The 19,512-nt window shown below is 73.8% G+C and carries 20 protein-coding genes, 1 pseudogene and 1 riboswitch; of the genes and pseudogenes, 8 read left to right on the forward strand and 13 right to left on the reverse strand.

Annotation, left to right across the window (positions count from 1 at the left end):
* Positions 1–56 precede the first annotated feature (56 nt).
* Positions 57–548 (forward strand): hypothetical protein, encoded by a 492-nt coding sequence (locus tag M1L56_RS07835; protein WP_248598799.1) that lies wholly within the window; start codon positions 57–59, stop codon positions 546–548.
* A 31-nt stretch (positions 549–579) separates the two neighbouring features.
* Here M1L56_RS07835 and M1L56_RS07840 read toward each other — a convergent pair whose 3' ends face one another.
* Complete coding sequence (locus tag M1L56_RS07840) at positions 580–1,692, reverse strand: hypothetical protein (RefSeq protein WP_248598800.1); 1,113 nt, start codon at positions 1,690–1,692, stop codon at positions 580–582.
* Positions 1,693–1,854: 162 nt separating this feature from the next.
* Positions 1,855–1,966: riboswitch (TPP riboswitch) on the forward strand.
* Between M1L56_RS07840 and thiM the strand changes: the two genes are divergently transcribed.
* From thiM to M1L56_RS07855, 3 genes are all read left to right on the forward strand, one after another.
* The gene (gene thiM / locus M1L56_RS07845) at positions 1,957–2,922 is read left to right on the forward strand and encodes a hydroxyethylthiazole kinase (protein WP_248598801.1); all 966 of its coding nucleotides are present in this window, start codon (positions 1,957–1,959) and stop codon (positions 2,920–2,922) included. (Overlaps the previous riboswitch by 10 nt.)
* Positions 2,919–5,135, forward strand: coding sequence for a bifunctional hydroxymethylpyrimidine kinase/phosphomethylpyrimidine kinase (locus M1L56_RS07850; RefSeq protein ID WP_248598802.1), 2,217 nt, complete (start codon positions 2,919–2,921; stop codon positions 5,133–5,135). The genes thiM and M1L56_RS07850 overlap by 4 nt, the downstream gene beginning before the upstream one ends.
* On the forward strand, positions 5,132–6,457 hold the full coding sequence (locus M1L56_RS07855) for an MFS transporter (RefSeq protein ID WP_248598803.1): 1,326 nt from the start codon (positions 5,132–5,134) through the stop codon (positions 6,455–6,457). The genes M1L56_RS07850 and M1L56_RS07855 overlap by 4 nt, the downstream gene beginning before the upstream one ends.
* Positions 6,458–6,515: 58 nt before the next feature.
* Here the strand turns inward: M1L56_RS07855 and panD are convergent, their stop codons facing one another.
* From panD to M1L56_RS07870, 3 genes are all read right to left on the reverse strand, one after another.
* Positions 6,516–6,944, reverse strand: coding sequence for an aspartate 1-decarboxylase (gene panD / locus M1L56_RS07860; protein ID WP_248598804.1), 429 nt, complete (start codon positions 6,942–6,944; stop codon positions 6,516–6,518).
* A 30-nt stretch (positions 6,945–6,974) separates the two neighbouring features.
* Complete coding sequence (locus tag M1L56_RS07865; protein WP_248598805.1) at positions 6,975–7,664, reverse strand: VOC family protein; 690 nt, start codon at positions 7,662–7,664, stop codon at positions 6,975–6,977.
* A 74-nt stretch (positions 7,665–7,738) separates the two neighbouring features.
* Positions 7,739–8,854, reverse strand: coding sequence for an acyl-CoA desaturase (locus M1L56_RS07870; RefSeq protein ID WP_248598806.1), 1,116 nt, complete (start codon positions 8,852–8,854; stop codon positions 7,739–7,741).
* A gap of 300 nt (positions 8,855–9,154) precedes the next feature.
* On the opposite strand from M1L56_RS07870, the gene M1L56_RS07875 reads away from it, so the two are divergent.
* On the forward strand, positions 9,155–9,625 hold the full coding sequence (locus M1L56_RS07875) for a hypothetical protein (RefSeq protein WP_248598807.1): 471 nt from the start codon (positions 9,155–9,157) through the stop codon (positions 9,623–9,625).
* A gap of 76 nt (positions 9,626–9,701) precedes the next feature.
* On the opposite strand, the gene M1L56_RS07880 is transcribed toward M1L56_RS07875, so the two are convergent.
* From M1L56_RS07880 to gap, 4 genes and pseudogenes are all read right to left on the reverse strand, one after another.
* Positions 9,702–9,890, reverse strand: coding sequence for a hypothetical protein (locus M1L56_RS07880; RefSeq protein WP_067947467.1), 189 nt, complete (start codon positions 9,888–9,890; stop codon positions 9,702–9,704).
* A 104-nt stretch (positions 9,891–9,994) separates the two neighbouring features.
* Positions 9,995–10,639: an NADPH-dependent F420 reductase gene (locus M1L56_RS07885; protein ID WP_248598808.1), complete on the reverse strand. Its 645-nt coding sequence runs from the start codon at positions 10,637–10,639 to the stop codon at positions 9,995–9,997.
* Positions 10,640–10,765: 126 nt separating this feature from the next.
* A pseudogene (locus tag M1L56_RS07890) lies at positions 10,766–11,454 on the reverse strand (dihydrofolate reductase family protein).
* A gap of 24 nt (positions 11,455–11,478) precedes the next feature.
* Positions 11,479–12,474, reverse strand: coding sequence for a type I glyceraldehyde-3-phosphate dehydrogenase (gap, locus tag M1L56_RS07895; RefSeq protein ID WP_248598809.1), 996 nt, complete (start codon positions 12,472–12,474; stop codon positions 11,479–11,481).
* Between the two features lie 234 nt (positions 12,475–12,708).
* Between gap and M1L56_RS07900 the strand changes: the two genes are divergently transcribed.
* Complete coding sequence (locus tag M1L56_RS07900) at positions 12,709–13,272, forward strand: VanZ family protein (RefSeq protein ID WP_248598810.1); 564 nt, start codon at positions 12,709–12,711, stop codon at positions 13,270–13,272.
* A 176-nt stretch (positions 13,273–13,448) separates the two neighbouring features.
* Here M1L56_RS07900 and M1L56_RS07905 read toward each other — a convergent pair whose 3' ends face one another.
* Together M1L56_RS07905 and M1L56_RS07910 are read right to left on the reverse strand one after the other, a co-directional pair.
* Positions 13,449–14,396, reverse strand: a complete 948-nt coding sequence (locus M1L56_RS07905; RefSeq protein WP_067947459.1) for a GlxA family transcriptional regulator — start codon at positions 14,394–14,396, stop codon at positions 13,449–13,451.
* Between the two features lie 42 nt (positions 14,397–14,438).
* A complete protein-coding gene (locus M1L56_RS07910; RefSeq protein ID WP_248598811.1) occupies positions 14,439–15,053 on the reverse strand; it encodes a TetR/AcrR family transcriptional regulator in 615 nt (204 codons plus the stop codon).
* 68 nt (positions 15,054–15,121) lie between these two features.
* Between M1L56_RS07910 and M1L56_RS07915 the strand changes: the two genes are divergently transcribed.
* A complete protein-coding gene (locus tag M1L56_RS07915) occupies positions 15,122–16,150 on the forward strand; it encodes an NAD-dependent epimerase/dehydratase family protein (RefSeq protein WP_248598812.1) in 1,029 nt (342 codons plus the stop codon).
* 92 nt (positions 16,151–16,242) lie between these two features.
* On the opposite strand, the gene M1L56_RS07920 is transcribed toward M1L56_RS07915, so the two are convergent.
* Positions 16,243–16,986, reverse strand: a complete 744-nt coding sequence (locus tag M1L56_RS07920) for a glucose 1-dehydrogenase (RefSeq protein WP_067947453.1) — start codon at positions 16,984–16,986, stop codon at positions 16,243–16,245.
* 201 nt (positions 16,987–17,187) lie between these two features.
* Between M1L56_RS07920 and M1L56_RS07925 the strand changes: the two genes are divergently transcribed.
* On the forward strand, positions 17,188–17,376 hold the full coding sequence (locus M1L56_RS07925) for a hypothetical protein (RefSeq protein WP_067947451.1): 189 nt from the start codon (positions 17,188–17,190) through the stop codon (positions 17,374–17,376).
* A gap of 60 nt (positions 17,377–17,436) precedes the next feature.
* Here M1L56_RS07925 and M1L56_RS07930 read toward each other — a convergent pair whose 3' ends face one another.
* The gene (locus M1L56_RS07930; RefSeq protein WP_248598813.1) at positions 17,437–18,609 is read right to left on the reverse strand and encodes an FAD-binding oxidoreductase; all 1,173 of its coding nucleotides are present in this window, start codon (positions 18,607–18,609) and stop codon (positions 17,437–17,439) included.
* 48 nt (positions 18,610–18,657) lie between these two features.
* Positions 18,658–19,512, reverse strand: an 855-nt coding sequence (locus M1L56_RS07935; protein ID WP_248598814.1) for a Gfo/Idh/MocA family oxidoreductase, incomplete at its 5' end; no start/stop codon positions are given.

Consider the following 19,512-nt stretch of genomic DNA (forward strand, 5'->3'; position numbering starts at 1 on the left):
CAACCGGTGACGCCGCGACACTGGGCAGGATCGGCGCGCGACGCGAGGCTGGAGGCATGATCGAAGCGCTCCAGGACTTCACCTCCTCCCTCCCCGTCTTCCTCCAGTGGTTCGGGGTCATGCTCGCCGCCGCCATCCCGTTCGTCGAGTCGTACGCCGGCGCCGTCATCGGCGTGCTCGCCGGCCTCAACCCGGTCGTCGCGATCATCGCGGCGATCGTCGGCAACTTCGTCTCCATGGTCGTGGTGGTGCTGAGCGCCCACCGCGTGCGCACCCGCGTCGCCGCCGGCCGCGGGGACGACCTCGACGGCGACCCGGTCGAGGAGTCGCCGCGACGCCGGCGGCTCCGCGAACGGTTCGACCGCTACGGCGTGCCCGGCGTGAGCCTGCTCGGGCAGACGATCCTGCCGAGCCAGATCACCTCCGCGGCGATGGTGTCGTTCGGCGCGTCGAAGAACGCGGTGATCCTCTGGCAGACGATCTCGATCGTCATGTGGGGCGTTGCGTTCGGCGTCCTCGCCACGCTGGGCGTGTCGGTGCTGCGCTGACCCCCGACCGGATGGCCGTCGCGCCGCGCCGTCACCCGCCGAGCGAGCGGCGGGCCACCCGGTACTTCTCGACGAGGCGGAGCTGCGTCTCGTAGTCGAGCCGACGCAGGCGCCAGCGCGCCGTGTTGTCGTCGATGTCGGCGAGCTTCACCCGCCGGGCCGCGTCGTGGGCGCGGATCCGCGCGTAGTACTCCTCGGCCGCGACTCCCGGCGAGCGCGTCAGCAGCCGGACGACCTCGATGACGTCGGGCCGGACCCCGGCCTCGAAGAGCTCCTGCGCGGTCACGGGCGTGTCCTCGAGCACGTCGTGCAGCCAGGCCGCCGCCGCCTCCAGGGGGTGCGTCGCGGGGTCGAACCGCTCGGCCATGCGACCCGGGTGGTCGATGTAGGGCGCGCCGCCCCGGTCGAGCTGCCCGCGGTGCGCGACGAACGCGATGCCCTTCGCGAGCGCGACCTGCTCGACGGCCTCCGTCCCGGCCAGTGCAGGGGGCTCCGCGACGGCGGGCTCGGGCTCGGGGTCGGCGTCGGGTGCGGTCTCGCGCTCGGTGTCGTCGACGGATGCCGCCGGCTCGGACTCGTCGACGGACGCCGCGGGGGCGGCGTGCACGAACGTCGAGCGTCGCGACTCCGAGGCGGTCGTCTCGGCGTCCTCCGTCATGGCCTCCGCGTCATCGTCTCGCTCGGGCTGCGGGTCCTCATCCACGTCGTCTCCGGCCTCCTCCTCCGCCTCCGCGATCGGGTCCCGCCCGCGGACGGGCCGCACGAACCCGAGTTCCGCCTCGAGCTCGCCGAGCTCGCGGTCGTCGAGCTCCAGCAGCGACCGGCCGCCCTCGCTGCTGCGGCGGTCGAACCAGTCGTGGTCGACCTCGTCCATCCGCACGCCGTCGCGCGTGGTGAAGTAGCGGCGGCGCGCGCCATCCGTCACCGCGATGATGACCGCGTCGAACTCGCCGCTCGGCTCGACGCTGCTGAGGAAGTACCGGCGCCGGTCGACGACCGACCGGCGGGCGGGCACGCTCGGCACCTCGATCGGCTGCGCGTGCGCGCCGGTCCGGCCTTCGGCGTGCGACGGCGTCACCGGCGCGCGCACGTCCGCGGGCGCGCCCGGTGTCGGGGCGAGGTCGTCGTCGGCGAGGTCGGTCATCCGGACTCCTGGTGGCAGCGGGGGTGTGCGGAGCGGAGGGGTGGGAAGCGGATCGGGGTGGCGGGATGGGGGCCCGCAGGAGCGATGCTACGACGTCGCGACGCGGATGTCGCGGAATGAACGCGTGCTCGCGGCATCCGCTCGCCGGCCGCTATGCTCGCCGGCAGTGACACGGGGTGCCGCCCCACCCGCCGAGCGGGATGAAGCGGCTGAGATCACACCCGTCGAACCTGATCTAGTTCGGACTAGCGAAGGGATGTCGCCATGCGCGCACGTCTGTCCATCGACCCTGCCCACCAGTCGGCCGTGCCGGCATCCGACGCGGATGCCACGGCCCACGAGACCGCGGCGGAGACCGCCGCACGCCTCCTCGGCGCCCTGCGCGAGCAGTCGCCGCTCACCCACTGCATCACCAACAGCGTGGTGACGAACGTCACCGCCAACGTGCTCCTCGCGATCGGCGCCGCCCCCGCGATGGTCGACCTCACCGGCGAGGCCGGCGCGTTCGCCCGCGTCGCGGGCGGCCTGCTCGTGAACCTCGGCACGCCGCAGCCCGAACAGCGCGACGCGGCCCGCGAGGCCGTCGCCGCCGCCGCGGAGGCGGGCACGCCGTGGGTGCTCGACCCGGTCGCGGTCGGCGCACTGCCCGTGCGGACGGCGCTGGCCCGGGAACTGCTCGCGGCACGGCCGACGGCGATCCGCGGCAATGCGTCGGAGATCCTCGCGCTCGCGGGGGCCGGCGCGGGCGGGCGCGGGGTCGACGCCGCCGACGGCACGGATGCCGCGGCCGGCGCCGCCGCGGAGCTGGCTGCGACGCACGGGTCGGTCGTGGCGGTCTCGGGGTCGGTCGACCTCATCACCGACGGCGTCCGCACCGCGCGGATCGCCAACGGCGACGCGCTGCTCACGCGCATCACGGGCGGAGGGTGCGCGCTCGGCGCGGTGACCGCGGCGTTCCTCGCGACGGCCCGCACGACCGGCGACGATGCGTTCGACGCGACCGTCGCCGCGACCGCGGTCTACACGGTCGCCGCCGAACTCGCCTCCGGGCGGGCCGACGACCACGCCCCACTGGGTCCCGGCACGTTCGGCGTCCGCTTCCTCGACGCCCTGGCCGCCGTCGACGCCGCCGACCTGCGGGCCCGCGCGCACCTCACGGTGACCCGCGCCGCCGCGCACGCCGACGCCGCGCACGCGGTCGCCGCCGTCGCGGCCGGAGCCCGCGCGTGAGCGCCCGCCGCGCGCTCGACCTGTCCCTCACCCTCGTCACGGATGCCGCGCAGTGCGGCGCCCGCGGCGTGGCATCCGTCGTCGCCGACGCCGTCGCGGGCGGCGTGCGCACGGTGCAACTGCGCGACAAGGCCGCCTCCGACGCCGAGGTGCTCCGGCAGCTCGAGGCGCTCGCCGACGCGATCGACGGCCGTGCGACGCTGCTCGTGAACGACCGGCTCGAGGTGGCCGCGGCCGCCCGCCGTGCCGGAGTGCCCGTCGACGGCGTGCACCTCGGCCAGGGCGACGTCCCGGTCCTCCGCGCACGCGACGTCCTCGGCGCCGACGCGATCGTGGGCCTGACCGCGAACACGGCCGCGCACCTCGAGGCGGTCGAGCGGATGCCGCGCGGCACCGTCGACTACCTCGGCGTCGGCGTCATCCGCCCCACCGCGACCAAGCCCGACCACCCGCCGGCACTCGGCATCGAGGGATTCGCGCGGATCGCCGCGGCCAGCCCGCTGCCCTGCGTCGCGATCGGCGGGGTGCGAGCGGACGACGTCGCGGACCTTCGGGCTGCGGGCGCGGCGGGCGTGGCCGTGGTGTCGGCCGTCTGCGCCGCCGCGGACCCGCGGGCCGCCGCGCAGAAGTTCGCGCGCGCGTGGACGAGCCTCGAGCGGCGCCCGGCTGCGTCGGGTGCGGCCCGACCACTGCAGGCGACGGTGCCGCGCGTGCTCAGCATCGCCGGCAGCGACCCCTCCGGCGGCGCCGGCATCCAGGCCGACCTCAAGGCGATCGCCGCATCGGGCGGGTACGGCATGGCCGTCATCACGGCCCTCACCGCCCAGAACACCCGCGGGGTCCGCGCCGTGCACGTGCCGCCCGCGACGTTCCTCGCCGAGCAGCTCGACGCGATCGCCGACGACATCACCGTCGACGCGGTGAAGATCGGCATGCTCGCCAACGCGGAGGTGATCCGCACGGTCGGCGACTGGCTCGCACGCACGCGCCCGCCCGTGGTCGTGCTCGACCCCGTCATGCTCGCCACGAGCGGCGACCGCCTGCTCGACGCCGACGCCGAGGCGGCGCTGCGCGACCTGCTCGCCCACGCCGACCTCGTCACGCCGAACCTCGCCGAGCTCGCCGTGCTCGCGGGCGCCGACGCGCCAGCCGGCACATGGTCGGAGGCGATCGCGCAGGCCGAGGCGCTCTCGGCGACCACCGGCGTGCGGGTGCTCGCGAAGGGCGGGCACCTGGGCGGCGCCGACGCGCCCGACGCGCTCGTCGACGCGGCATCCGCTCGCCTCGTCGAGTACCCGGGCGAGCGCATCGCGACGACCGCGACCCACGGCACGGGCTGCTCGCTGTCGTCGGCGATCGCCACGCGACGCGCCGCGACCGGCGACTGGGAGACCGCCGTTGCCGAGGCGCGCCGCTGGCTGCGCGAGTCGCTGCGCCACGGCGAGACGCTGCAGGTCGGCGGCGGCCACGGGCCCGTGCACCACTTCGCCGGGCTGTGGGCGCGCGGCGGACTCGCCACCGCCCCGACGCCCGCCGAGGTCGAGACCGACTGGTGGGAGGGCATCGCGGACGTGCGCCGCGGCATCGACGAACTGCCGTTCATCCGCGCGCTCGCCGACGGCACGCTCGAGCGCGAGCCGTTCCGGTTCTACCTCGCGCAGGACGCGCTCTACCTGCGCGACTACGCGCGCGTGCTCGCCGTGGCAGCGGGGCTGGCACCGGATGCCACGGCGCAGGCGTTCTGGGCGAGGTCGGCCGAGGGCGCCATCGCGGGCGAGCTCGAGCTGCACCGGTCCTGGCTCGGCCGGACGACCGCGCCGCCCGACCCGGCACCCGCGACAACCGCGTACCTCGACCACCTCGCTGCGGCCGGCGCGCGCGGCGACTACCCGGTGCTCATCGCCGCGCTGCTGCCGTGCTTCCAGCTGTACGCCGACCTCGGCGCGCGCCTCGCGGCCGGCGAGTTCGGCCCCGCGGCGCTCGACCCCGCGCACCCGTACGCGTCATGGCTCGCGACCTACGCCGACCCGGGCTTCGCCGTCGCGAACCGCCAGGCGATCGACCTCGTGACGGCGACCGCGGCGCGCGCGACGCCCGAGGTACGCGAGCGGATGCGGCGCGCCTACCGGCGCTCGTCGGAGCACGAACACGCGTTCTTCGCGGCGCCGCTCGCGGCGTCGGCGACCGCGCCCGGGGAGGGGGTGCCCGCATGAGCGCCACGACCGCGACCGGCGCGCCCGCGGCATCCGCTCACCCCACCGAGCCGCCGCACGACCCGGCGCGCACCCGGCGTGCGGTCACGGCCGCGTCGCTCGGCACGGTGCTCGAGTGGTACGACTTCTTCCTCTACGGCACGGCGGCGGCGCTCGTGTTCCCGGTGCTGTTCTTCCCCGGCGAGGATCCGCTCACGGGCGTGCTGCTCTCGTTCGCCGTCTACGCGACCGGGTTCGTCGCCCGGCCGCTCGGCGGGCTCGTCTCCGGGTACTTCGGCGACCGCATCGGCCGACGGCGCACCCTCATCGCCACGCTGCTCGTCATGGGGGTCGCGACCGCGCTCATCGGGCTGCTGCCCACGCACGCCCAGGTCGGGGCGCTCGCGCCCATGCTGCTCGTCGGGCTGCGGCTCGTGCAGGGCGCCGCGACCGGCGGCGAGTGGTCGGGCGCCGTGCTGCTCGCCCTCGAGCACGCCCCGAGCCGGCGGGGGCTGCGCGGCGGGTTCATCTCGAGCGCCGTGTACGTCGGGCTGGTCCTCGGCAACCTCGCGTTCGTCGTGCTCGTCGCGGTGCTCGACGAGGCGGCGCTGCTCGCGTGGGGATGGCGCGTGCCGTTCGTCGCGAGTCTCGTGCTCCTCGCCGTGGCGGCGTACCTGCGGTGGCGCGTCGACGAGTCGCCCGAGTTCGCCGCGGTCCTCCGCGACGGACGCCGCGCCCGGCGCCCGCTCGTCGAGGCCGTGCGCCGGCCCCGCAACGTGCTCGCCGTGTTCCTCGTGCGGCTCGGCCAGAACACGAGCTTCTACGTCATCTCGGTGTTCTGCCTCGGCTACGCCTCGACCGTGCTCGGCATGCCGCGATGGGTGACGCTCACCGCGCTGCTGGCGGGTGCGACGGTCGCGGCCGTGCTCTGCCCGCTGTGGGGCGCGCTCGGCGACCGCGTCGGACCGCGCCGGGTCGTGCTCGTCGCGCTCGGCGGACTCGGCGTGCTCGCCGTGCCGCTGTTCGTCGTGCTCGACACGGGTTCGGCGGCGCTCGTCATCGCCGTCGTCACGCTCGCGATCGGCTTCGTGAACGCCGCGGCGGACGGGGTGCAGCCCGCGTGGTTCGCGTCGCTGTTCGACGTGCGCGTGCGGTACTCGGGCATCACGATCGGGCGCGAGGCCGCGTCGATCGTCGGCGGCGGGCTCGCCCCGCTCGCGGCGACCGCGCTGCTCGCCGCGACCGGGCACTGGTGGCCGATCGCCGCGCTCATGCTCGGCAGCGCGGTGTTCGGCGTGCTCGGCGCCGCGCTCGCCCGGTCCGTGGCCGCTCCGCGCGCCTAGCGCGCCCGGCCACCGCCGTGGGCACCGCCCGCCAAGGGAGACGCGGCAAGCGCGGCCGTCACCGCCCGAGGAGCGCGTGCGGAGGCGTCGCGAGCCCCTCGACGACGGATGCGGCCGGGTCCTCGCCGAGCTCGACGATGCGGTTCGCCGCGTCGACGTGCACGATGCGCGGCGCGAAGCCCGCGGCATCCGTCGACTCGACCGAGGCCCACGAGATCACGATCACGAGATCGCCCGGCGCCGCCAGCCGCGCCGCCGCCCCGTTGATGCCCAGCACGCCCGAGCCGCGCTCGCCCGCGATCGTGTACGTCTCGAAGCGTGCTCCGGTGTTGATGTTCACCACCGTGACCAGCTCGCCGGGCAGCAGGTCGGCGGCCTCGAGCAGGTCGACGTCGATCGTGATCGAGCCGACGTAGTGCAGGTCGGCGTGGGTCACGGTCACGCGGTGGATCTTCGACTTCAGCATCGTGCGGGAGAAGCGGGTCATGCTCCGATCCTGCCGCGTCGCCGCCGCACGCTACGCCGGACGCTCCTCCTCGAGACGCACCGAGCCCCTGCCGATCCACGCCGTGACGTCGACCTTGTGGTTCTCGGCGTCGGCGAGCGTCCACCAGTCGGGTGCCTCGGAGTCGTCGACCAGGTGACCGCCCGCGGCGAGCGCCGCCTCGATGCGGGCCTGCACGAGGTCGTACGGCACGCAGACGTCGACGTGCATACGTCCGCGGTTCGGGCGCACCGCGTCGGTCGGCTGCAGGAACACCGACGAGCTCCGGCGCAGCGGGTCGACGAGGTGCGTGTCGTTCGGACGCACGTACCCGAGCACCGCCTGCCAGAACGGCGTCACGTCGGCCGACTCGGGCGACGCGACCGCGGTCTGCACGACCTGGAGGGCCTCGACATCCGCGGCCAGCCCGTGCTCGCGCGCCACCGCCGAGATGCGCCGTGCGACGTCGAGGTCGCGGGTGCTGAGGTTCCGGATGTCGCGGCTGATGAGCTTCACGGCGACTCCCTCGTGCCGCAGGTCGATGTCGGGCTCGTGGCGGACGACCTCGTCGAGCGCCGTGATCGCCGCGACGAACCGAACACCGACCGCATACGACCCGGTTCGGAAGAACGCGTGGGCGCCCCAGTACAGCACCCGCCAGTCGTCGGTGCCGTCGGCGTCGTGGAACTGCTCCGGGGTGATCGGGTCGGGCGCGGCATCCATGCGGCCATGTTCGCGTGCCCCGCCGACACCGACGACCGCGTGGGGGGCGGACGGTCGCCGGGCCGACCGGGGAGCTACCGGGTGAGGCTCGCGCGCTGCTCGACGAGCGGGCACGTGAACGGGTCGCGTTCGCCGAGGCCGACCCGGTTGATGTACCGCAGCACGATCCCGTAGCTCTGCCAGAGACCGGTGACCGTGTACGCGACTCCGCGCTCCCGGCAGTACGCGGCGATGAGGGGCGCGGCGCGACCCAGGTGCGGACGCGGCATCGACGGGAACAGGTGATGCTCGACCTGGTAGTTGAGGCCGCCCATCATGAAGTCGAGCACCCGGTTCCCGCGGATGTTGCGGCTCATGAGCACCTGTCGCCGGAGGAAGTCGAGCTTCAGGCTCTTCGGCACCAGCGGCATCCCCTTGTGGTTCGGGGCGAACGACATGCCCATGTAGACGCCGAACACGCCGAGCTGCACGGCGAGGAACGCCGCCGCGACGCCCGGCGAGAGCACGAGGAAGACGAGCGCGACATACCCGACGATGCGGACGCCGAGGAACGCGATCTCGACGGGGCGGCGCGCGACGGGCGCGCGCTGGAACACGCGGCGCACGCTCGACGCGTGCAGCGACAGCCCCTCGAGCAGCAGGATCGGAAAGAAGAACGCGCCCTGGTGCGACATGACCCACCGCACGAGCGGCGTCCGGGCCTTCGCGGCCCGGTCGGGCGTGACGGCGATCACGGGCAGGTCGATGTCGGGGTCGACGCCGACCTGGTTCGGATTCGCGTGGTGGCGCGTGTGCTTGTGCTGCCACCAGCCGTAGCTCATGCCGACGAAGAAGTCGCCGAGGATGAGGCTGATCCAGTCGTTCCAACGCCCCGACCGGAAGATCTGCCGGTGGGCGGCGTCGTGCCCGAGGAACGCGGTCTGCGTGAACAGCACCGCGAAGGCGACGGCGGTGAGCAGTTGCCACCAGGTGTCGCCGATCCAGATGAACGCCGCGATCACGGCGATGTAGGCGAGCGGGATCACGCTGAGCTTCGTCCAGTAGTACCCGTATCGTCGGCGCATGAGCCCGGCGGACTTCACGAGCCGCGCCAGGTCGGTGAAGTCGCTGTTCGCCGCGACTCGATCGCCTCGACGTGCCTTCGTCGCGATGGTGGCCGCGGATGCCGCGGCAGGTGATGTTCCGGTCATTCCGGACCTGCTTCCCCGCACGACCTCGTGCGTGGGCGACCCGGGATTCCTCGACGTTCGGGTTCACTCTGACCCGCCGCTTTCAGGCTACGCGGGAAGCGGCCCGCCGAACCGGATACACGAGGGATTCTCAGGTCGCGGGTCGGCGTCGGCGGCCGGGTCGGTGTCGGTGCCAGCCTCCGCGGCGGCCTCGGCGTCGCCGGGAAGTGAAACTGTGAGCCCCCACATCTTCCCGGCCTACGCTCCGGAGATGAGCACATCCCATCTGCCGCCCGCCGGCACCCGCGCATCGGCACGTCGATGACCGACGCGGCGGCCCCGCCCGCCGACCCCGAGCCGTTCGCCCCGTTCGCCGTGGATCACATCCTCGTCAACGACCTCCCCTCGACCCTCGGCACCATCGAGGCTCCCGAGCGGTACACCGTCAGCGCCGTCTTCACGCGCCGACCGCTCCCGCAGGAACTCGACCTGCTCGCCTCACCGGAGATCGACGCCCGCCTCAGCGAGGCCGGGTACCGCACGGTCACCCTCCGCGCCGCCGATCGCCGCCTGCTCATCGAGAACACCAACCTCGCCGAGCTCCGCGAGGGGCTCGCCGAACTCATCGGCTCGCTGCTCGACGAGATCGGGGCCGGCGTGGCCACGACCCGCTCGGCCCAGGCGAGGGATGCCGCGGAGCTGGCCGCCCGCGCCGCCGAACGCGCGCACCACGTGCTCACCGAGGTCGAGCGGGTCGACTTCTCGCCACGGCGTCCGCCGAACTACAGCTGACACCCGCCCGGCGGAGCGGTGCGCCTGCGCCGCCCCGCCGGGCGAACGGTCTCGCCACGTCTCCCGTGAGCGGGCGTCAGGCGCCGGCCGGCTCGCCCTTCAACTCGGAGTAGCGCTGCGCGTGCACCTGCGCCAGGTCGATCGACCCGGTCAGCAGGGCCTCGGCGCACTCGCGCGCGGCCTCGTCGAGCTCGACCTCGCGGTGGCGCCCCTCGGTCGTGGCCTGCAGGGCGCGCTTCAGGCGGTCCCGGTCTTCGTAGATCATGGTCTCCTCTTCTCGGTCGTCGGAGCGATCATGACGCCGTCGTCAACCGGTGAGACGAGAACATACCGCCCGGGAGCGGTCGATGCCAAGGGCCGGCGCGCCGCTCAGGCGGCGAGGCGCTCGGCTCGCGCGAGGTTCGCCACGAGCTCGTCGCGGGTCTGCGGCACGACGTACGCGGGCTGGTCGCGCTCGACGCGCCAGCTCTCCGCGAGCGGGCCCACGTTCACGGTGTCGAAGCCGAACCGGTCGTACAGCTCGGTGACGAACGCGACGGCGTCGTCGTGGTCGCTCGAGGTCGCGAGCGCCCGGCGTCCGGGCGTGCCCGCGGGCGTGCCATCCGTCGTGATGTCCTTCGCCATGATGTGGTTGAACCCCTTCACCACGCGGCTGGTGGGCAGGTGCTCCTGCAGGAGGCCGGACACCGTCGCTCGCCCCTCGTCGATGGCGGCGATGCGGCCGTCGCGCTCCCAGTAGTAGTTGTTCGTGTCGATCACGATCTTCCCCGCGAGCGGCTCGACCGGGATGTCGCGGTACGCCTTGAGCGGCACGGTCACGACGACGACGTCGCCCGCCGCACCCGCTTCCTCCGCGGTGGCCGCCCGCGCCCGGGGGCCGAGCTCCGCGACGAGGTCGGCGAGCGTCTCCGGCCCGCGCGAGTTGGCGATCACGACGTCGTACCCGTTCGCCACGGCCGCGCGCGCGACCTGGCTGCCGATGTTGCCTGCTCCGATGATTCCGAGTGTGGTCATGGTGTCAGGCAACGGATGCCGCGGCCGTCCTCTTCCCGATCCGCGCCGATCCGCTCCGATCCCCAGCCGCCGCTCAGCCCAGCAGGGCGCCGACGGATGCCGGCCCTGCCGGCGGCATCCGCTCGCTCATCGCACCACGTCGAAGACCTGCTTGACGACCCCGTTCGAGTACACCTCGTGCTCGACGAGCTTCAGCGAGCCCTGCTCGCGGCCGGTGAAGAGGCGCTTGCCCTCGCCGAGCACGACGGGGAACACCAGCAGGTGGTACCGGTCGACGAGACCCGCCTCGGCGAGACCTGCGCGAGGGTCGGGCTCGCGTGCACGATGATGGTGCCCTCGCCGTCGCCCTGCTTGAGGGCGGCGACCTCGTCGAGCGAGCGAAGCACGGTCGTGTTGTTCCACTCGGGGTCAGCGATGGTCGACGAGACGACGTACTTCGGCATGGCGTTGTAGACGTCGAACTCGTCCATGGCCGGCCAGACCGGGGCGAATTCGTCATAGCTGACGCGGCCCAGCAGCATGGCGCCGGCCTCATCCTGCTCGCGGCCCTTGATCTCGTACATCTCCTCGACGAAGGGCACCTCGTTGAAGGTCCAGCCCGCCCGCGGGTGCTCGCCACCGCCGGGCGAGTCGACGACGCCGTCGAGGGTCATGAACTCGGTGACGATGAGGGTGCGCATGGCGGTCTCCATTCGGTATCGGTCCGGGGCGGTCCGTCCGCCCCTCACTCTGGACGTCGAACGGCACCGCCGGGAATCGACACGCGCGACGCGAATCGCGCCGGCGGGGGCTCCACTCCCCCACCGGCGCGACATCCGTTCTCGCGTTCGACCCCGACGTCAGGCCGCGAGCAGCTCCAGCGTGTCGATCACGCGGTTCGAGAAGCCCCACTCGTTGTCGTACCAGGCGACGACCTTGACGTGCTTCCCGTCGACGCGGGTGAGCTCGGCGTCGAAGATCGACGAGTGCGGGTTGCCGACGATGTCGCTCGAGACGAGCGGCTCCTCGGAGTACTCGAGCACGCCCGCGAGTTCGCCCTCGGCGGCCGCACGGTACGCGGCGAGCACCTCGTCGCGCGTGACGTCCTTCGACACGGTCGCGTTGAGCTCGACGATCGAGCCGACCGGCACGGGCACGCGCATCGCGTCGCCGTTGAGCTTGCCGTCGAGCTGCGGCAGCACGAGGCCGATGGCCTTCGCGGCACCCGTCGACGAGGGCACGATGTTCTCGGCGGCGGCACGGGCGCGGCGCGCGTCGGAGTGCGGGGCGTCCTGCAGGTTCTGGTCCTGCGTGTACGCGTGGATCGTCGTCATGAACCCGTGCTCGATGCCGGCGAGGTCGTCGAGGACCTTCGCGAGCGGGGCGAGCGCGTTCGTGGTGCAGGACGCGTTCGAGATGACGGTGTGCGCGGATGCGTCGTACGCGTCGGTGTTCACGCCGTAGGCGAGCGTGACATCCGCACCCTTCGACGGGGCGCTCACGAGCACCTTCTTCGCGCCCGCGGCGAGGTGGGCGCGCGCGGCCTCGGCGTCGGTGAAGCGGCCGGTCGACTCGAGCACGATGTCGACGTCGAGCTCCCCCCAGGGCAGCTTCGCCGGGTCGCGCTCGGCGAGCACCTTCACGCGGTGACCGTCGATGACGAGCACGTCGCCGTCGACCTCGACCGAACGGCCGAAGCGGCCGCCGACGGTGTCGTACTTGAGCAGCCGCGCGAGGGCGGCGGGGTCGGTGAGGTCGTTCACGGCGACGACCTCGAGGGTCGAGTCGCGCTCGAGGAGGGCGCGCAGGGTGTTGCGGCCGATGCGTCCGAAGCCGTTGACGGCGATGCGGGTCATTGCGAGGTGTTCCTTTCTCGACTCGCGGCATCAGGACCACGAGGTTTTCGGGACCACTCTGGACCGCGGCATCCGCTCTCGGAAGTGGCTTGCAAGACAGCGTGCGCAAGGATCTCGCCAATGGTCCGATCCAGCTCGCGATCACCCGGCTTCGGCGGGTCGTCACGGGAGGCGCATGGGCCGCACCGAGGCGACTCGGAGGCGAGGCACAGACTCGCCCGACACGATGGGAGGATGCGACCCTCCCGAGCCGCCGCCGTCCTGCTGTTCGCCTATGCGGGGCTGGTGCTCTGGGCGACCCTCGGCTCGGTGCCGCGGGCGGGCCTGGGCAACCAATCGCCGAACGGCGTGCTCGACTGGCGTCTCTGGCTCGAGCCGTCCACTTGGACGACCGGCCTCGAGACCGAGCTGATGCTCAACGTGCTCATGTTCGTGCCCCTCGGCGCGTTGCTCGCGTTCGCCCTGCGCGGCGTGTCGTTCATGGTTCCGGTCGTGATGGCCGCGGGCTTCAGCCTCGCCATCGAGCTCGCGCAGATCCCCTTGGCCGACCGCATCTCCGACCCGCGGGACCTCCTCGCCAACACGGTAGGCGCCCTCATCGGCGTCGTCGGCGCCCGCACCATCGACGCCGCGGTGCGCCTCGCGACTCGCGTACTGCGTCCCCGGCCGGTCGAACCCGCCGCACCGGTCGCGCGCGCCCGTCCGGCGGCGCCGGTCGCGCGCGCCGCCGGACGCACGGGCGAGCTCCGCGACGCCGGACGCACGGGCGAGCTCACGGCGAGCCGCTCAGGGCGCTGATCCCCGGCATCCGCTCGGTCGGATGCCTTTCTCAGGAGCCGCACGCCCGAATGGCACCGTTCTCAGGACGACACGCCGCCCACCGCCGCGACACGCCGACGACCTCCTGAAAACGGCACCGCGCAACGACACCGGGCAACGGCACCGCGCAACGACACCGCGACGGCGCGGCCGGGTCAGGCGGCGAACGTGTGGCGGTACTCCGACGGCGACGTGCCGAGGATGCGCTGGAAGTGCAGGCGCAGGTTGGCGCCCGTGCCGAGCCCGACCTGCGCGGCGATCTGCTCGACGCCGAGGTCGGTGCGCTCGAGCAGCTCGCGCGCGAGGTCGATGCGCGCCCGCAGGATCCACTGCATGGGCGTGTAGCCGGTGTCGTCGACGAAGCGCCGTGAGAACGTGCGCGGCGACACGGTCGCGTTGCGCGCGAGGTCCTCGAGCGTGATCGGCTCGTGCAGGTGCTCGAGCGCCCACTGCCGGGTGGCCGCGAACACGTCGCCGAGCGGCTCGGGCAGCGCCCGCGGCACGTACTGCGCCTGCCCGCCGCTGCGGTAGGGCGCCGCGACGAGCCGGCGCGCCGCGTGGTTCGACACGGCGACGCCGTGGTCGCGTCGCACGAGGTGCAGGCAGAGGTCGATGCCGGATGCCGCGCCGGCCGACGTCAGCACCTGCCCCTCGTCGACGAACAGCACGTTCTCGTCGACGTTGACGAGCGGATGCCGCGCCCGCAGCGCCCGCGTGTAGTGCCAGTGCGTCGTGGCCCGCCGCCCGTCGAGCAGGCCGGTCGCGGCGAGCGCGAACGCCCCCGTGGAGATCGCCGCGATCCGCGCGCCGCGGGCGTGCGCGGCCAGGAGCGCGTCGACGACGTCGGCCGGCGGGTCCTCGCGGTCGGGGTGCCGGTACCCCGGGATGAAGATCGTCTCGGCCCATTCGAACGCCTCGAGCCCGTCGGCGACGTGGTACGAGAGCCCGTCGCCGCCGGTCACGGGGCCCGGGCGGGCGCCGCACACGCGCACCTCGTAGGGCATGCTCGCCCGGGTGGTGAAGGTCTGCGCGGGGATGCCCACGTCGAGCGGCTTCGCACCCTCGAGCACGAGCACGGCGACGCGGTGGTTGGTCCTCGTCATGTGGCAAGGATGCCACCGGCCGCAAGGATCCCGCAGCGGGAGTCAGCGCGCCTGCGGCCACCAGCCGGGCATGAGCGTCGCGATGCGCGCAGCGGATGCCGCGGCATCCGTCTCGTCGCCCATCGCCCACGTCTCGATCGCCCCGACGAGTCCGCCGGCGACGTACGCGGCCGCCTCGTCGATCGCGGCGGCGGCGACCGGTGCGCCGGGCACGCCCTGGGCGCGCCACACCTCGAGCGCGAGCCGGGCGCGCCGCCGCATCCGCTCGTCGAGGGCCGTGCGGAACACGCCGCGGCTCGCCGAGCCGAACAACGCCCGGTAGCCCGCACGCTCGACCGCGACGTGGTCGAGCACCCTCGTGAGCGAGTCGAGGTAGCGTTCGGCGACGTGCTCGGCCGTCTCGCCGGCCGGCTCGACGTCGACCGCGGTGAGCCGGTCGAGGTCCTGGGTGAAGACGGCGAGCGCGAACGCGTGCACGCTCGGCGCGTGCGCGTAGAACGTCGTGCGGTGCACGCCCGCCTCGCGGCAGAGGCGCGCGACGGTGATCGCGTCGAGCGGGTCGTGCTCGAGCAGCCGCAGCAGCGCGTCGGTGAGCGCGGCCCGGGTGCGCCGCTGCCGGGGGTCGTCGAGCGTCGGGTCGGGGCCGGTCTCGCTCATGCCGTCACCCTATCCGCGGCTCGCCGCACGCTCGGGACCGCCCGGTAGAGTCCGTCCCGGAGGTGCGCATGGACGACGAACTGGTCCTGGTGACGGGCGGCACGGGGTTCGTGGCCCTCCACTGCATCGTGCGACTCCTCGCCGAGGGCACGCGCGTGCGGGCGACCGTGCGGCATCCGCAGCGGGCCGACGACCTGCGTGCGCTCGTGCGGCTGGCGGGGGCCGATCCGGCCGGGCTCGAGGTCGCGACGGCCGACCTGCTCGACGACGCGGGCTGGCCGACGGGCGTGCAGGGGGCCACGCACGTGCTGCACGTGGCCTCGCCGTTCCCGGCGCGCCAGCCGAAGGACGAGGACGAGCTCATCGTGCCCGCCCGCGACGGGGCGCTGCGGGTGCTGCGCGCGGCCCGCGATGCGGGAGTGCGGCGGGTGGTGCTGACGTCGTCGTTCGCGGCGATCGGCTACGGGACGCATCCCGGCCGCCGGTTCACCGAGGAGGACTGGACCGACCCGTCGTCGCCGACGATCACGCCGTACGTGCGGTCGAAGACGCTGGCCGAGCGCGCGGCGTGGGACTTCGTGGGTCGGGAGGGCGGCGACCTCGAGCTGGCGACGGTGAACCCGGTCGGCATCTTCGGTCCGGCGATCGGGACCGACCTCTCGGCCTCGCTCGAGCTGCTGCTGGCGCTGCTCGAGGGGAAGTATCCGGCGGTGCCGCGCGGCACGGTGAACGCGGTCGACGTGCGCGACGTCGCCGACCTGCACGTGCGCGCGATGCGGCATCCGGATGCCGCGGGCGAACGGTTCCTCGCCGTGTCGGGCGACGCGTTCGAGTACCGCGAGCTGTCGTTGCTCATGCGCGCCGCCCTCGGCGACCGGGCCCGCCGTGCGACGACGCGGGTGCTGCCCGACTGGGTGGTCCGCGCCGCGGCCCCCTTCGTCGGGGAGGCGCGGACGATCGCCGCCGAACTCGGCCAGCGCGTCGACGCGTCGCACGAGAAGGCGACGCGTCTGCTCGGCTGGACGCCGCGCTCGCGCGAGGAGGCCGTGCTGGCCGCGGCGCGGAGCCTCGTCGACCTCGGGCTCGTCCGGACCTGACCCCGGCCCGCCGGGGGCGGCGTCGAACGGGCGAGCGGATGCCGCGACGCGAGGCCGCGGCATCCGCTCGGGGGTGCGCATCGGGCGCCGGCTCAGCTCTCGTAGTGCGCGAGCCCCGCGGTCTCGCCGCCGTCGGCGACGAACTCGGCGCCGGTCGAGAAGCTCGACTCGTCGCTCGCGAGGAACAGGATGAGGTTCGACAGCTCGATGGGCTCGCCGACGCGGTGCAGCGCGACGTGGTTCTGCGGCGTTTCGAGCTCCTCGGTCATGGGGGTGCGGATGACGCCCGGGTGCACCGAGTTCACGCGGATGTTGTAGCGCCCGAGGTCGAGCGCGGCGTTCTTCGTGAGGCCGCGCACGCCGAACTTCGCGGCGTTGTAGCCGGGCAGCGCCTCGTAGCCCTGCAGGCCGGCGGTCGAGGAGATGTTGATGATCGAGCCGGCGCCCGACTCCTTCAGCGCGGGGATCGCGGCCTTGATGCCGTAGAACACGCCGGTGAGGTTGATGTCGATGATCTTCTGCCAGGCGTCGATCGGGTACTCCTCGATCGAGCCGAAGTTGGCGATGCCGGCGTTGTTCACCACGATGTCGAGCCGCCCGAACGCCTCGGTCGCCGCCGCGACGGCCGACTCCCACTGGGCGTAGTCGGTCACGTCGAGGTGCACGTACCGCGCGTGCTCGTCGCCGAGTTCGGCCGCGAGCGTCGCGCCCTCGTCGTCGAGCAGGTCGCCGATCACCACCTTCGCGCCCTCCGCCACGAGCAGGCGGGCGTGCGACGCCCCCATGCCCCGTGCTCCACCGCTGATGAGTGCGACCTTGCCGCTGACGCGTGCCATGTTGACGCTCCTTGTCTCGCCGCGGGCGATCGGCCCGCGGCATCCGTTGCCTTCTGGGCCCGGGGTCGGATGGCTCCGGGTACACGTCTAATCTACATGTGTCGATTACGTCTTGGCTGGGTGCGCGCTGGGATTGTCAAGCGCTGGCCGCGACGAGCGGATGCTGCGAGCGTGGAGGGTCCACCGAGGAGAGGAGCGACCATGAGCGACATCCCACCCGAAGAGGACCGCGAGGACCGCACGGGCACCGCGGGCGACGACGGCCAGGACGGCGCCGGCAGCCAGGGCACGATCCCCGACGCGCCGGACGGCGTCGGCGTCGGCGTCACCGAGGAGAAGAACACGTTCGAGCCCGAGGAGGACCCGGACGTCACGGGCGTGCACGAGTGAACGCCGACGGGGGCCCGCCGTGGCGGCGGGCCCCCGTCGCACGCCGGGAACGGGTCGCGGCTAGGCCGTGACGGGCGCCCACGCGCCCGTGCCGACCGCCTCGGGCGCGTCGATCGCCGCGAACCGGTCGACGCGGAACGACGCGAGCACCGGCGACGGCGTTCCCGTCACGATCTCCTCGGCGAGCAGCTCGCCGAGGATGAGACCGAGCGTCGCGCCGGAGTGCGTGAACAGCGTGTAGAGGCCCGGGATCGCGGGGACCGCACCGGCGACCGGCTCGCCGTCGCCCGGGATCGGCTTGAGACCCGCGCCGACGCGCTCCGCCGTGAGGCGGGGGTTGCCCGCGAGCACCTCGGAGGCCGCGTCGAGCAGGCCCTGCACCGCCTCGTCGGGCACCGTGACGGTGCCGTCGTCGGCGACCGCGACGGACTTCTCGGCCCAGTCGGCGTCGAGCACGAGCCGGCCGTCGGGCGTGGGGCGCACGGCCACGCGGGGCGTGTTGAGCACGGTGCGCACCTCGACGTCGACCGGGTCGGTGAACAGCACGAAGGCGGCCGGCGTGGCATCCGGCACGGCGACGCCGAGGGCGGCGAGCTGCGCCGGCACGTCGCCGCCCGTCGCCAGCACGACCCGCTCGGCGGGCACCCGGGTGCCGTCGCCGAGGATCACGCCCGCCGCCGCGCCGTCCCGCACGTCGACGCGCACGTCGCCCGCACGCTCGACGACGGTCGCGCCGTCGGCGACGGCCTCCTCGACGAGTGCCGCGATGAGGTCGGGCAGGCTCACCCAACCCTCGCCGGCGTTGAAGATCGCGCCCTCCTCCGCGACCGAGGCCGGGTCGACGTCGGGCGCGACCGAGGCCACGTCGTGGCGCTCGACCCACACGGCGTCGTAGCCGCCCGCGCGCTCGAACGCGAAGGTCTGCCGCAGGCTCTCCCCCGGGCCCGCCCACTTCATCGCGCCGTCGAACCGCAGGTAGCTGCCGCTCTCCGGGTGACGGACGCTCCAGGTGCGGTAGCGGTCGAGCGCGAGCAGGCGCAGGTAGTGGTAGGCCGGCGAACGGTCGCCGGACGAGTTCAGCCAGGCGATGGAACGGCCGGACGCGCCGTCGGCCAGCGCACCGGCCGTGACGAGGGTGACTGGCGCGCCGGCCCGCGCGAGGTGCGCGGCCGTCGAGGCGCCGAGGATGCCGCCGCCGATGACGACGACGGGCTTCGGTTCGGTTGCAGACATGGGTGATGTTCCTTCTCAGGTGGTTCGGGTGATCGGTGCGATGCGCGGTCAGGCGGTGACGGATGCCGCGGCGTGCGCCTGCTCGATGAGCTCGAGCACGGCGACCGCGTCGGACGGGTCCACTGGCACGGGCGCGCCGTCGCGGATCGCGGCGTCGAGGAGGCGGTAGAACTCGCCGTAGTCCCCGCGATCGGTCGGGACGGGCCGGGCGGCGCCGTCGACGCCGAGCACGCCCCAGCGCGCTTCGGGCGTCTCGCCGAAGCCGGGGTCGGTCGGCAGCGCGCCCGCGATGAGCGCGGGCTCCTGGCCGTCGAGGCCCCAGCTCGTGTACCCCGCGCGGGAGCCCAGCACGTGGAAGCGCGGGCCGAAGACGGGCGCGACGGCGTTCATCCAGAGGTGCGACCGCGTGCCCGACTCGTGCCGGAGAGCGACGAACACGTCGTCGTCGGCCGCGGCGCCGGGGCGCCGGCGATCGATCTCGGCGGTCAGCTCCGCGACCGGACCGAACAGCTGCACCGCCTGGTCGACGAGGTGCGTGCCGAGGTCGTAGAGGATGCCGCCGCCCTCCGCGGGCGTCGCCTCGGTCTTCCACGAGGCGGGCGGCTGCGGCTTCCACCACTCGAAGCGCGACTCGAAGCGGCGCACCTCGCCGAGCGCGTCGGACTCCACGAGTCGACGCACCGTGCGGAAGTCGCCGTCCCATCGGCGGTTCTGGAACACCGTCAGCGTCCGGCCGAGCCGCGCCGCCTTCGCGATGAGCGCCCGGCCCTCGTCGGCGGTGACGGCGAACGGCTTGTCGACGACGACATCGAGGCCCGCGTCGAGCGCCGCATCGGCGAGCGTCGCGTGCGTGCCGCTCGGCGAGCCGATCACGACGAGGTCGAGCCGGTCGGCCGTCGCCCA

Origin of the sequence: Agromyces sp. C10, assembly GCF_023217995.1 — a bacterium.
Taxonomy (GTDB): Bacteria; Actinomycetota; Actinomycetes; order Actinomycetales; family Microbacteriaceae; genus Agromyces; species Agromyces indicus.

Bases quoted from the DNA above. Each gene is read 5' to 3' on its own strand.
- M1L56_RS07835 (WP_248598799.1), top strand. From the start codon at position 57: ATGATCGAAGCGCTCCAGGACTTCACCTCCTCCCTCCCCGTCTTCCTC.
- M1L56_RS07840 (WP_248598800.1), bottom strand. From the start codon at position 1,692: ATGACCGACCTCGCCGACGACGACCTCGCCCCGACACCGGGCGCGCCC.
- thiM (WP_248598801.1), top strand. From the start codon at position 1,957: ATGCGCGCACGTCTGTCCATCGACCCTGCCCACCAGTCGGCCGTGCCG.
- M1L56_RS07855 (WP_248598803.1), top strand. From the start codon at position 5,132: ATGAGCGCCACGACCGCGACCGGCGCGCCCGCGGCATCCGCTCACCCC.
- panD (WP_248598804.1), bottom strand. From the start codon at position 6,944: ATGACCCGCTTCTCCCGCACGATGCTGAAGTCGAAGATCCACCGCGTG.
- M1L56_RS07865 (WP_248598805.1), bottom strand. From the start codon at position 7,664: ATGGATGCCGCGCCCGACCCGATCACCCCGGAGCAGTTCCACGACGCC.
- M1L56_RS07870 (WP_248598806.1), bottom strand. From the start codon at position 8,854: ATGACCGGAACATCACCTGCCGCGGCATCCGCGGCCACCATCGCGACG.
- M1L56_RS07875 (WP_248598807.1), top strand. From the start codon at position 9,155: ATGACCGACGCGGCGGCCCCGCCCGCCGACCCCGAGCCGTTCGCCCCG.
- M1L56_RS07880 (WP_067947467.1), bottom strand. From the start codon at position 9,890: ATGATCTACGAAGACCGGGACCGCCTGAAGCGCGCCCTGCAGGCCACG.
- M1L56_RS07885 (WP_248598808.1), bottom strand. From the start codon at position 10,639: ATGACCACACTCGGAATCATCGGAGCAGGCAACATCGGCAGCCAGGTC.
- gap (WP_248598809.1), bottom strand. From the start codon at position 12,474: ATGACCCGCATCGCCGTCAACGGCTTCGGACGCATCGGCCGCAACACC.
- M1L56_RS07900 (WP_248598810.1), top strand. From the start codon at position 12,709: ATGCGACCCTCCCGAGCCGCCGCCGTCCTGCTGTTCGCCTATGCGGGG.
- M1L56_RS07905 (WP_067947459.1), bottom strand. From the start codon at position 14,396: ATGACGAGGACCAACCACCGCGTCGCCGTGCTCGTGCTCGAGGGTGCG.
- M1L56_RS07910 (WP_248598811.1), bottom strand. From the start codon at position 15,053: ATGAGCGAGACCGGCCCCGACCCGACGCTCGACGACCCCCGGCAGCGG.
- M1L56_RS07915 (WP_248598812.1), top strand. From the start codon at position 15,122: ATGGACGACGAACTGGTCCTGGTGACGGGCGGCACGGGGTTCGTGGCC.
- M1L56_RS07920 (WP_067947453.1), bottom strand. From the start codon at position 16,986: ATGGCACGCGTCAGCGGCAAGGTCGCACTCATCAGCGGTGGAGCACGG.
- M1L56_RS07925 (WP_067947451.1), top strand. From the start codon at position 17,188: ATGAGCGACATCCCACCCGAAGAGGACCGCGAGGACCGCACGGGCACC.
- M1L56_RS07930 (WP_248598813.1), bottom strand. From the start codon at position 18,609: ATGTCTGCAACCGAACCGAAGCCCGTCGTCGTCATCGGCGGCGGCATC.